Here is an 11,551-nt window from a genome sequence, read left to right on the forward strand (position 1 = left end):
ATAAATGTGAATAAAAATACATTAACGTTGAGCATAAAGGAACCCGATGTTGAATACGCTGATTGTAGGCGCTAGCGGTTATGCGGGCGCAGAGCTTGTAAGCTACGTGAATCGCCATCCACATATGACCATAACCGCTTTGACCGTGTCAGCGCAAAGCAATGATGCAGGAAAGTTAATTTCCGATTTGCATCCGCAGCTTAAGGGTCTTGTCGATCTGCCGCTGCAGCCCATGTCTGACATCAGCGAGTTTACCGACGGCGTCGACGTGGTGTTTTTAGCCACCGCGCACGAGGTCAGCCACGACCTGGCGCCGCAGTTCCTGGCGGCTGGCTGCGTGGTCTTCGACCTTTCCGGCGCGTTCCGCGTGAACGACGGTGCGTTTTACGAAAAATATTACGGCTTCACCCATCAGCATCCGGAACTGCTGGAAAAAGCGGTGTACGGACTGGCGGAGTGGAGCACAGATAAACTGAAAGAAGCGGACCTGATTGCCGTTCCGGGCTGCTACCCGACGGCGGCGCAGCTTTCCCTGAAGCCGCTGATCGACGCAGGCCTGCTGGATCTGAGCCAGTGGCCGGTGATCAACGCCACCAGCGGCGTGAGCGGTGCAGGACGCAAGGCCGCTATCTCCAACAGCTTCTGCGAAGTGAGCCTTCAGCCGTATGGCGTGTTTAATCACCGTCATCACCCTGAAATCACGACGCATCTGGGCGCGGACGTCATTTTCACGCCGCATCTGGGCAGCTTCCCGCGCGGGATCCTCGAAACCATTACCTGCCGCCTGAAGCCGGGCGTGACCAAAGAGCAGGTGAACGAGGCCTTCACGCAGGCGTATGCGGATAAACCGCTGGTGCGCCTGTACGATAAAGGCGTGCCGGCGCTGAAAAACGTGGTCGGCCTGCCGTTCTGCGACATCGGCTTTGCCGTGCAGGGCGAGCATCTGATTGTGGTCGCCGCGGAAGATAACTTACTCAAAGGCGCTGCCGCACAGGCAATGCAGTGTGCAAATATTCGTTTCTGTTTCCCGGAAACGCAGGCTCTTATTTAAGGTGTGATGATGAACCCATTAATTATCAAACTCGGTGGTGTACTGCTGGACAGCGAAGAAGCACTGGAGCGTCTGTTTACCGCGCTGGTGAACTATCGCGAATCACACCAGCGTCCGCTGGTGATTGTGCACGGCGGCGGCTGCGTGGTGGATGAGCTGATGAAAGGGCTCAACCTGCCGGTGAAAAAGAAGAACGGCCTGCGCGTCACGCCTGCTGACCAGATTGACATCATTACCGGTGCGCTGGCGGGTACGGCGAACAAAACGCTGCTGGCGTGGGCGAAGAAACACCACATCGCATCCGTTGGCCTCTGTCTGGGCGATGGCGATAGCGTAAAAGTGACCCAGCTCGACGAAGAGCTCGGCCACGTTGGACTGGCGCAGCCGGGTTCACCTAAGCTGATTAACACGCTGCTGGAAGGGGGGTTCCTGCCGGTGGTGAGCTCTATCGGCGTGACCGAAGAGGGCGAGCTGATGAACGTCAACGCTGACCAGGCGGCGACGGCACTGGCGGCAACGCTGGGCGCGGATCTGATCCTGCTCTCCGACGTGAGCGGCATTCTGGACGGCAAAGGCCAGCGCATTGCGGAAATGACGGCTGAGAAAGCCGAGCAGCTGATTGCCCAGGGCATTATTACCGACGGCATGATCGTCAAAGTGAACGCCGCGCTGGATGCCGCACGCACGCTGGGCCGTCCGGTGGATATCGCCTCCTGGCGTCACGCGGAACAACTGCCGGCGCTGTTTAACGGCACGCCGATTGGCACGCGTATTCTGGCGTAATCGATTTAATGTTTTGTAGGCCCGGTAAGCGCAGCGCCACCGGGCAATGAAATTCAAAGATACTTAAGGAAGCATGTTATGGCACTTTGGGGTGGGCGTTTTACACAGGCAGCGGATCAGCGGTTCAAACAGTTCAACGACTCTTTGCGCTTCGACTACCGCCTGGCCGAACAGGATATTGTCGGCTCTGTGGCCTGGTCCAGGGCGCTGGTGACGGTGGGCGTACTGACCGCAGATGAACAATTACAGCTGGAAGAAGCGCTGAACAATCTGCTGGAAGAGGTGCGTCTTAACCCGCAGCAGATCCTCGAAAGCGATGCTGAAGATATTCACAGCTGGGTGGAAGGCAAACTTATCGACAAAGTCGGCCAGCTGGGTAAAAAGCTGCATACCGGCCGCAGTCGTAACGACCAGGTCGCCACCGATCTGAAGCTGTGGTGCAAAGATACCGTTGGCGAACTGCTGGCGGCTAACCGCCAGCTGCAGAGTGCGCTGGTGGAGACCGCGCAGAACAACCAGGACGCGGTGATGCCGGGTTATACCCACCTGCAGCGCGCCCAACCGGTGACCTTCGCGCACTGGTGTCTGGCCTACGTCGAGATGCTGGCGCGTGACGAAAGCCGTCTGCAGGATACCCTGAAGCGTCTGGACGTCAGCCCGCTGGGCAGCGGCGCGCTGGCCGGTACGGCGTATGAAATCGACCGTGAGCAGCTGGCAGGCTGGCTGGGCTTTGCTTCCGCCACCCGTAACAGCCTGGACAGCGTGTCCGACCGCGACCACGTGCTGGAGCTGCTCTCCAATGCGTCTATCGGAATGGTGCATCTGTCGCGCTTTGCCGAAGACCTGATCTTCTTTAACTCTGGCGAAGCGGGCTTCGTCGAGCTCTCCGACCGCGTGACCTCAGGCTCCTCCCTGATGCCGCAGAAGAAAAACCCGGACGCGCTGGAGCTGATCCGCGGCAAATGTGGCCGCGTGCAGGGCGCGCTGACCGGCATGATGATGACCCTGAAAGGGCTGCCGCTGGCGTATAACAAAGACATGCAGGAAGACAAAGAAGGGCTGTTCGACGCGCTCGACACCTGGCTGGACTGTCTGCATATGGGCGCCCTGGTGCTGGACGGCATTCAGGTGAAACGTCCGCGCTGCCAGGAAGCGGCGCAGCAGGGCTATGCGAACTCTACCGAACTGGCGGATTATCTGGTGGCGAAAGGCGTACCTTTCCGTGAAGCGCACCACATTGTGGGTGAAGCGGTGGTGGAAGCCATTCGTCAGGGTAAACCACTGGAAGATCTGGCGCTGGCAGACCTGCAGAAGTTCAGCGCGGTTATCGGGGATGATGTGTATCCGATCCTTGCGCTGCAGTCTTGTCTGGATAAACGTGCCGCGAAAGGCGGCGTGTCGCCGAAGCAGGTGGCGCAGGCGATAGCGGATGCGAAAAACCGGTTGGTTTGATTTGGTTTGAACAGTGCGGGCTGGTGCCCTCACCCCGGCCCTCTCCCACGGGGAGAGGGAGCAAACACTAAAAATGGCAACTTCGGTTGCCATTTTGCTTTTATCCCCGGGCTCTTTTACGCAAAAAAAAGCGGACCACGGGGTCCGCAAAAGTTCACGTTGGCTTTAGTTGTTCGAGTTTTGAGAGAAACTCGCTGACGGTGCGGGGACGTCAAGGGTCAAACACGTGCCGCCTCGTCTATGTGGTGTATTATTCAACAGAATGCTTGATAGGGATAATCGTTCGTTGCTATGCTATCTATCGCCATGAACTATCGTGGCGACGGAGGATGAATAATGAATATTCGTGATCTTGAATACCTGGTAGCGTTAGCCGAGCATCGTCACTTTCGCCGCGCGGCAGATTCCTGCCACGTCAGCCAGCCCACGCTGAGCGGTCAGATCCGCAAGCTGGAAGACGAGCTGGGCGTGATGCTGCTGGAGCGCACCAGTCGTAAGGTTCTGTTCACACAGGCAGGTCTGCTGCTGGTGGATCAGGCGCGCACCGTGCTGCGCGAGGTCAAAGTGCTCAAGGAAATGGCAAGCCAGCAGGGGGAGGCGATGTCCGGCCCGCTGCATATCGGCCTGATCCCAACCGTTGGCCCGTACCTGTTGCCGCACATCATTCCGATGCTGCACCAGACGTTCCCGAAACTCGAAATGTACCTGCATGAAGCGCAAACCCATCAGCTGCTGGCGCAGTTAGACAGCGGCAAGCTCGACTGCGCCATTCTGGCGCTGGTGAAAGAGAGTGAAGCCTTTATTGAAGTGCCGCTGTTCGATGAGCCGATGATGCTGGCGATCTATGAAGATCACCCGTGGGCGAACCGCGATCGCGTACCGATGGCCGATCTGGCCGGTGAAAAGCTGCTGATGCTGGAAGATGGCCACTGCCTGCGCGATCAGGCGATGGGCTTCTGCTTCGAAGCGGGTGCGGATGAGGATACCCATTTCCGCGCAACCAGCCTGGAAACGCTGCGTAATATGGTCGCGGCGGGAAGCGGGATTACGCTGCTGCCTGCGCTGGCCGTGCCGCGCGAGCGTAAACGTGATGGCGTGGTTTATCTGCCGTGCATTAAGCCGGAGCCGCGTCGCACTATCGGCCTGGTGTATCGTCCGGGTTCACCGCTGCGCAGCCGCTATGAGCAGCTGGCAGAGGCCATCCGTGGTTCGATGGATGGCCATTTTGACAGCGCGTTAAAACAGGCGGTTTAAGCCGTTCAGCGCGGCTACCCGATAGGCTTCCGCCATGGTCGGGTAGTTAAAGGTGGTGTTAACGAAGTACTCAATGGTGTTACCACCGCCTTTCTGCTCCATTATCGCCTGGCCGATATGAATGATTTCCGCCGCGCGTTCACCAAAGCAGTGAATGCCGAGGATCTCTTTCGTTTCGCGATGGAACAGGATCTTCAGCGTTCCCACGCTCATCCCCACGATTTGCGCCCGCGCCAGATGTTTAAACTGGGCACGTCCCACCTCGTAAGGCACCTTCATTGACGTCAGCTGCTGCTCGGTTTTCCCGACTGAACTGATTTCCGGGATGGTATAGATCCCCGTCGGAATATCTTCGATCAGGTGCGCCGTCGCTTCGCCTTTTACCAGCGCCTGTGCGGCGATGCGTCCCTGGTCGTAAGCGGCTGAGGCCAGGCTTGGGTAGCCAATCACGTCGCCGACCGCGTAAACGTGCGGCAGGGCGGTCTGATACATGCTGTTGACCTTCAGCTGACCGCGGCTGTCGGTTTCAAGCCCGATATTTTCCAGCTGCAGTGAATCGGTGTTGCCGGTACGACCGTTGGCGTACAGCAGACAGTCTGCTTTCAGCTTCTTACCGGACTTCAGGTGCATGATCACCCCGTCGTCGCAGCCTTCGATCTTCTCGTACTCTTCGTTGTGGCGAATCACCACGCCGCTGTTCCAGAAGTGGTAGGAGAGAGAGTCCGACATCTCCTGATCCAGGAACGCCAGCAGGCGGTCACGAGTGTTGATCAGGTCAACTTTGACGTCCATTCCGCGGAAGATCGACGCATATTCGCAACCAATGACCCCTGCGCCATAGATAATGACGTGGCGAGGCTCATGGTGCAGGCTCAGAATCGAGTCGCTGTCGTAAACACGCGGGTGCGAGAAGTCCACGTCGGCCGGATGGTAAGGGCGTGAGCCGCAGGCGATCACAAATTTTTCAGCCGTGATGGTTTCAACCGAACCGTCGTGGCATTCGAGTGCCAGGGTGTGTTCATCCACAAAATGCGCGTTGCCCTGCAAAATTTCACAGTGGTTACGCTCATAAAATCCCTGACGCATGCGTGTCTGCTGGTTAATAACGGTATCCGCGTGATTCAGGATGTCAGCAAAGGATGAACGAAGAAGTCGGGAGTGGTCGCTGTAAAGAGGGTTCTGGTTAAATTCGATAATGCGGCTAACGGCGTGGCGGAGGGCTTTCGAAGGGATGGTGCCCCAGTGGGTGCAACCGCCGCCGACATTATGGTAGCGCTCGATGACCGCTACTCTGGCTCCCTGTTTCACCAGACCCATAGCAGCACCTTCGCCGCCGGGGCCGGAACCAATAACTATTGCGTCGTAATCGTAGGAATGTGGCATGGTAAGGCTTACCTGTTCTTATACATAAAAGCAACAGAATCATAACATCATTGGCAGAGTAACCCAATTATCGTTGTGCTTTTTTCCGGCAGTGGAGCACAAACCGCACGTAAACAATCATTCACAAAGCCAGGCAAACAGATTAATTTTATTCTCTGGTATAGTGCCATCAGGCCTTTGGAAGGATTCAACTATCGTGATGGGCGTAAGAGCACAACAAAAAGAGAAAACCCGGCGTTCGCTGGTGGAAGCCGCATTCAGTCAACTGAGTGCTGAGCGGAGTTTTGCCAGTTTGAGCCTGCGCGAAGTCGCACGCGAGGCCGGGATTGCGCCAACGTCCTTCTATCGTCATTTCCGTGATGTGGATGAACTGGGCCTGACTATGGTCGACGAGAGCGGTCTGATGCTGCGCCAGCTGATGCGCCAGGCGCGTCAGCGTATCGCCAAAGGGGGCAGCGTGATCCGCACCTCCGTATCGACCTTTATGGAATTTATCGGCAATAACCCCAACGCGTTTCGTCTGCTTCTGCGCGAGCGTTCGGGCACATCGGCGGCGTTTCGTGCCGCCGTCGCGCGTGAAATTCAGCACTTCATCGCGGAACTTGCCGACTATCTTGAACTCGAAAACCATATGCCGCGTGCGTTTACTGAAGCACAGGCCGAGGCGATGGTGACGATTGTTTTCAGCGCGGGTGCCGAAGCGCTGGATGTCAGCATTGAACAACGCAAACAGCTCGAAGAGCGACTGGTATTGCAGCTCAGGATGATCTCCAAAGGCGCGTACTACTGGTATCGCCGTGAACAAGAGAAACTGGCACATCAAACCGAAGAGTGAAGGTGAGTAATGAAACAGTCAGGTCAGGATAAAGGGACGCTGTTGCTGGCATTGATCGCTGGCTTATCCATTAATGGTACGTTTGCCGCTATTTTTAGCTCAATTGTTCCATTTTCGATTTTCCCGCTTATTGCGCTGGTGCTGACGGTTTACTGCCTGCATCAACGTTACCTGAACCGCACCATGCCGGTGGGGTTACCGGGGCTGGCCGCTGCCTGCTTTATTCTGGGCGTATTGCTGTATAGCACGGTGGTTCGCGCGGAGTATCCGGATATCGGCTCTAACTTCTTCCCTGCGGTACTGTCTGTGGCGCTGGTGTTCTGGATTGGCTCGCGCATGCGTAGCCGTAAAAGCCAGTTACCAGAGTAATGAATTATTTGTAGGGCAGGTAAGCGAAGCGCCACCTGCCAAAAACGCCGGATGGCGCTACGCTTATCCGGCCTACAGATCACCGTGCGGTAAGTAAAACGCCGCACTCCATATGGTGCGTATACGGGAACTGATCGAACAGCGCCAGACGTTCAACCTTGTGCGTCTGGCCTAATGTTTCGAGGTTCTTGCACAGCGTCTCCGGGTTACAGGAGATGTACAAAATACGCGGGTACGCCTGCACCATCTTCTCGGTTTCGCTGTCCAGGCCACTGCGCGGCGGGTCGACAAAAATCGTCTCACACTGGTAGCTTTTCAAATCGATCCCTTCCAGGCGGTTAAACTGGCGTACGCCGTTCATGGCCTGCGTGAACTCTTCCGCGGCCATACGAATGATCTGCACGTTATCGATATGGTTAGCAGCGATGTTGTACTGCGCGGCAGCCACCGACGGCTTGGCGATTTCCGTTGCCAGAACGCGATCGAAATTACGCGCCAGCGCCAGCGAGAAGTTGCCGTTACCGCAGTAGAGCTCAAGCAGATCGCCCGTTGACCCTTCCGTCGCCTTCAGCGCCCACTCCAGCATCTGCACGTTCATCGCAGCGTTTGGCTGGGTAAAGCTGTTCTCGACCTGACGATACACCATCTCTTTACCTGCCACCGGCAGGCGCTCGTCGATGTAGTCCTGATCCAGCATGATTTTGGTTTTTGTCGCGCGGCCAATCAGGTGAACGTTGATGTTCTGCGCGCGCAGCGCATCGCGCAGCGCTTCTGCCTGCTCGCGCCACTCGTCATTGAGCGCTTTGTGGTACAGCAGGGAGACAATCGCCTGATTGCTTTGCGTGGTCAGGTAGTCAATCTGGAACAGCTTGTTACGCAGTACCAGATTGTTGCGCACGCCGTCCATCATCAGCGTCATCAATTGGTTAATGAGCTCGCTCGCCGCCGGAAAGCTGTCCACGCGAATACGGGATTTCGTCTGCTGATCGAAAATGATGTGGTACAGGTCGTCACCGTCGTGCCAGATGCGGAACTCGGCGCGCATGCGGTAGTGGCTGACGGGAGAGCGGAACACCTCGGGAACGGGCGCGTTGAAAGGCGTCATCATACTTTGCAGGCGGACGACTTTCTCTGCCAGCTGCGCGTCGTACTGTTCTGTCGGGAGGTGTTCTGGGGTCATGATGCGTCCTGAGTGATAAAGAATTACGCGGGGATTGTAGGCATTGTTCAGGGGATGTCCAGATTTAATGGGCAATAGCTGTCTGGACATCCATACGTGTCTAATTGTAGCATTCTGTTTCCGGTCTCCTGAGAGTGAAAAGGGAATCCAGTGTAAATCTGGAGCTGACGCGCAGCGGTAAAGTCTGGCGGGATGAGTGTTGTAGACACTGTGAAAATGGGAAGTCTTCATCCTTATATAGCCACCTAGCCCGAAGACCTGCCGGGATCACGTCGCATTTGGTTTCATCATCGCGTGCTATCGATGAGGCCTGCGGCATCCTTCTTATATTGTGGATGCTTTAACAATGATTAAAAAAGTATCGCTGTTGACGGCGTTGTCCGTCACGGCATTTTCGGGCTGGGCGCAGGATAGCGCCGACTCGTTGGTGGTGACGGCAAATCGTTTTGAACAACCTGAAAAAACTATTCTGGCTGCAACCTCCGTTGTTACGCGTGCCGATATTGACCGTTGGCAATCAACCTCAGTCCTGGATGTTATGCGTCGCCTGCCCGGCGTGGATACGGCGCAAAATGGCGGGATGGGGCAACTCTCTTCTCTCTTTATACGTGGCACCAACTCCAGCCATGTCCTGATCCTTGTTGATGGGATCCGCCTTAACCAGGCGGGCGTTACGGGGTCGTCCGATCTCAGCCAGTTCCCGATCTCCCTGGTGCAGCGTATCGAATATGTTCGTGGACCGCGTTCGGCGGTATACGGCTCGGACGCGATTGGCGGAGTCGTAAACATTATTACCACTCGCGCGAAGGACGGTACCACGCTGAATGCAGGTGTAGGGTCGCATGGTTACCAGAATTATGGCGGCAGTACTCAGCAAACATTGGGCGACAGCACGCGCGTCACGCTTGCGGGTGATTACACCTATACCAAAGGGTTTGATGTGGTTGCGGACGGCAACAATGGTGGCCTTGCCCAGACCGATCGCGACGGCTTTATGAATAAAACGCTCTATGGTGCACTGGATCACGCATTCTCGGAGCAGTGGAGCGGATTTGTTCGCGGCTTTGGCTACAGCAACCGTACTGCCTACGACGGTTACTACAGTTCATTTACCCCTGACGTACTGGTCGATACCCGCCAGCTCTATAGTCAGACCTGGGATGCAGGATTGCGCTTCAACGATGACATCTTCCATTCACAGCTGCTCACCAGCTATAGTCACAGCAAGGACTATAACTACGACCCAAATTTGGGCCGCTACGATTCGACAGCCACACTGGATGAAATCAAGCAGTACAACGTCCAGTGGCTGAACTCCGTTGATGTTGGCCATGGAAACATTGGCGCGGGCGTTGACTGGCAGAAGCAGAGCACCGAGCCGGGTACAAACTACGTGACCAACGGCTACGACCTGCGTAACACCGGCGTTTACCTGACCGGGTTGCAGCAGTTTGGTGACTTCACTCTGGAAGGAGCGGTTCGCAGCGATGACAACTCTCAGTTCGGTCGCCATGGCACCTGGCAAAGTAGTGCGGCCTGGGAGTTCGTGGAGGGTTACCGCTTCGTTGCTTCTTATGGTACGGCCTATAAAGCACCGAATCTGGGTCAACTCTATGGTTTCTATGGCAATGACCATCTTGATCCCGAAGAGAGCAAGCAGTGGGAAGGTGCGTTTGAAGGCCTGACGGCCGGCGTGAGCTGGCGCGTTTCCGGCTACCGTAATGACGTCGATAATCTCATCGACTTCGATAATAACCTTCAGCAATATTACAACGTTGGTAAAGCGCGCATTAAAGGTGTGGAAGCGACAGCATCGTTTGATACGGGTCCGTTGACGCATACTGTAGGCTACGACTATGTGGATGCCCGCAATGCCGCAACCAACGAACTTCTGGACCGTCGTGCTAAGCAGCAGGTGAAATATCAGCTCGACACGCACATCTATGATTTCGACTGGAGCCTGACTTATCACTATCTCGGTACGCGTTACGACACTGACTTTGGTGCTTATCCGTCTGAGAAAGTAAAAATGGGCGGTGTCAGCCTGTGGGATGTCGCAGTTTCGTATCCTGTCACCTCACATCTCACAGTTCGTGGTAAAATAGCCAACCTGTTCGATAAAGATTACGAGACAGTTTATGGCTACCAAACTGCAGGACGGGAATACACCTTGTCTGGCAGCTACACCTTCTAATCCGCGTCCCACCGTGCTGGTGTTTGATTCCGGCGTCGGTGGGCTTTCGGTCTATGATGAGATTCGGCATCTCCTGCCGGATCTCCATTACATCTACGCCTTCGATAACGTCGCTTTCCCGTATGGGGAAAAGAGCGAAGATTTTATTGTTGAGCGTGTGGTTGAAATCGTCACCGCGGTACAAAAGCGCTATCCCCTTGCGCTGGCCGTCATCGCCTGTAATACGGCGAGCACCGTTTCTCTTCCCGCCCTGCGTGAAAAATTCCAGTTCCCGGTTGTGGGCGTCGTTCCTGCAATAAAGCCAGCCGCGCGCCTGACGGCGAACGGCATTGTGGGTCTGCTGGCAACGCGAGGCACGGTAAAGCGTCCTTATACCCGCGAGCTGATCGACCGTTTTGCCAACGAATGCCAGATTGCGATGCTGGGTTCGGCTGAGCTGGTGGAGATGGCTGAAGCGAAGCTGCATGGAAAGGCGGTATCACTCGACGAGCTGCGTCGTATTCTCCGTCCGTGGCTGCGCATGCCTGAACCCCCGGATACCGTTGTGCTGGGCTGCACCCACTTCCCGCTATTACAGGAAGAGCTATTAGAGGTATTGCCGGAGGGGACGCGCCTGGTGGATTCCGGTGCGGCTATCGCCCGTCGTACGGCCTGGCTGCTGGAGCATGAAGCGCCGGATGCGAAATCTACCGATGCGAATATCGCGTTTTGTATGGCCATCACGAAAGAGACTGAGCAACTTTTACCCGTTTTACGCCGTTATGGCTTTGAAACGCTCGAAAAACTGGCGCTGTAGCACGGTTTTGAGCAAAAAAGAGACGGTTGAAAGTTTTTTTTAAAAGAGGGGTTGTCAACGTCTGAGAACTCCCTATAATGCGCCTCCACTGACACGGAACAACGGCTTACAGGCCGCCGGGTTAGCGGGGTTCAGAGATGAACGCCGGCAGAGAAAAGCAAAAATAATCGCTTGACTCTGAATGAGGAAAACGTAATATACGGGACCTCGCAACGGTGAGCGAAAGCCGCGTTGCACTGCTCTTTAACAATTTA

10 protein-coding genes and 1 riboswitch are annotated in these 11,551 nt (G+C 55.8%); of the genes, 8 read left to right on the top strand and 2 right to left on the bottom strand.

Annotation, left to right across the window (positions count from 1 at the left end; translation table 11 throughout):
* Positions 1–46 precede the first annotated feature (46 nt).
* From argC to oxyR, 4 genes are all read left to right on the top strand, one after another.
* Positions 47–1,051 (top strand): N-acetyl-gamma-glutamyl-phosphate reductase, encoded by a 1,005-nt coding sequence (argC, locus tag IM317_RS02030; protein ID WP_033146925.1) that lies wholly within the window; start codon positions 47–49, stop codon positions 1,049–1,051.
* A gap of 6 nt (positions 1,052–1,057) precedes the next feature.
* Entirely contained in the window at positions 1,058–1,834 is a 777-nt protein-coding gene (gene argB / locus IM317_RS02035; protein WP_120785294.1) for an acetylglutamate kinase, read from the top strand.
* Positions 1,835–1,912: 78 nt separating this feature from the next.
* Positions 1,913–3,286, top strand: a complete 1,374-nt coding sequence (gene argH, locus IM317_RS02040) for an argininosuccinate lyase (RefSeq protein ID WP_033146923.1) — start codon at positions 1,913–1,915, stop codon at positions 3,284–3,286.
* A 336-nt stretch (positions 3,287–3,622) separates the two neighbouring features.
* Positions 3,623–4,540, top strand: coding sequence for a DNA-binding transcriptional regulator OxyR (oxyR, locus tag IM317_RS02045; RefSeq protein ID WP_023309664.1), 918 nt, complete (start codon positions 3,623–3,625; stop codon positions 4,538–4,540).
* Here oxyR and sthA read toward each other — a convergent pair.
* A complete protein-coding gene (gene sthA / locus IM317_RS02050) occupies positions 4,523–5,923 on the bottom strand; it encodes a Si-specific NAD(P)(+) transhydrogenase (RefSeq protein ID WP_008501785.1) in 1,401 nt (466 codons plus the stop codon). The genes oxyR and sthA overlap by 18 nt on opposite strands.
* A gap of 196 nt (positions 5,924–6,119) precedes the next feature.
* On the opposite strand from sthA, the gene fabR reads away from it, so the two are divergent.
* Positions 6,120–6,758, top strand: coding sequence for an HTH-type transcriptional repressor FabR (gene fabR / locus IM317_RS02055; RefSeq protein WP_008501784.1), 639 nt, complete (start codon positions 6,120–6,122; stop codon positions 6,756–6,758).
* A gap of 9 nt (positions 6,759–6,767) precedes the next feature.
* Entirely contained in the window at positions 6,768–7,127 is a 360-nt protein-coding gene (locus IM317_RS02060) for a YijD family membrane protein (RefSeq protein WP_008501783.1), read from the top strand.
* A gap of 79 nt (positions 7,128–7,206) precedes the next feature.
* On the opposite strand, the gene trmA is transcribed toward IM317_RS02060, so the two are convergent.
* Positions 7,207–8,307: a tRNA (uridine(54)-C5)-methyltransferase TrmA gene (gene trmA / locus IM317_RS02065; RefSeq protein ID WP_033146922.1), complete on the bottom strand. Its 1,101-nt coding sequence runs from the start codon at positions 8,305–8,307 to the stop codon at positions 7,207–7,209.
* A gap of 104 nt (positions 8,308–8,411) precedes the next feature.
* A riboswitch (cobalamin riboswitch) is annotated at positions 8,412–8,588 on the top strand.
* A 65-nt stretch (positions 8,589–8,653) separates the two neighbouring features.
* Here trmA and btuB point away from each other — a divergent pair.
* Together btuB and murI are read left to right on the top strand one after the other, a co-directional pair.
* Positions 8,654–10,501, top strand: a complete 1,848-nt coding sequence (btuB, locus tag IM317_RS02070) for a TonB-dependent vitamin B12 receptor BtuB (RefSeq protein WP_033146921.1) — start codon at positions 8,654–8,656, stop codon at positions 10,499–10,501.
* Positions 10,446–11,297 (top strand): glutamate racemase, encoded by an 852-nt coding sequence (gene murI / locus IM317_RS02075; RefSeq protein ID WP_023309660.1) that lies wholly within the window; start codon positions 10,446–10,448, stop codon positions 11,295–11,297. The genes btuB and murI overlap by 56 nt, the downstream gene beginning before the upstream one ends.
* Positions 11,298–11,551 lie beyond the last annotated feature (254 nt).

Origin of the sequence: Enterobacter cloacae complex sp. S3, from assembly GCF_014930495.1 — a bacterium.
Taxonomy (GTDB): domain Bacteria; phylum Pseudomonadota; class Gammaproteobacteria; order Enterobacterales; family Enterobacteriaceae; genus Enterobacter; species Enterobacter asburiae_B.

Bases quoted from the DNA above. Each gene is read 5' to 3' on its own strand.
- argC (WP_033146925.1), top strand. From the start codon at position 47: ATGTTGAATACGCTGATTGTAGGCGCTAGCGGTTATGCGGGCGCAGAG.
- argB (WP_120785294.1), top strand. From the start codon at position 1,058: ATGATGAACCCATTAATTATCAAACTCGGTGGTGTACTGCTGGACAGC.
- argH (WP_033146923.1), top strand. From the start codon at position 1,913: ATGGCACTTTGGGGTGGGCGTTTTACACAGGCAGCGGATCAGCGGTTC.
- oxyR (WP_023309664.1), top strand. From the start codon at position 3,623: ATGAATATTCGTGATCTTGAATACCTGGTAGCGTTAGCCGAGCATCGT.
- sthA (WP_008501785.1), bottom strand. From the start codon at position 5,923: ATGCCACATTCCTACGATTACGACGCAATAGTTATTGGTTCCGGCCCC.
- IM317_RS02060 (WP_008501783.1), top strand. From the start codon at position 6,768: ATGAAACAGTCAGGTCAGGATAAAGGGACGCTGTTGCTGGCATTGATC.
- trmA (WP_033146922.1), bottom strand. From the start codon at position 8,307: ATGACCCCAGAACACCTCCCGACAGAACAGTACGACGCGCAGCTGGCA.
- btuB (WP_033146921.1), top strand. From the start codon at position 8,654: ATGATTAAAAAAGTATCGCTGTTGACGGCGTTGTCCGTCACGGCATTT.
- murI (WP_023309660.1), top strand. From the start codon at position 10,446: ATGGCTACCAAACTGCAGGACGGGAATACACCTTGTCTGGCAGCTACA.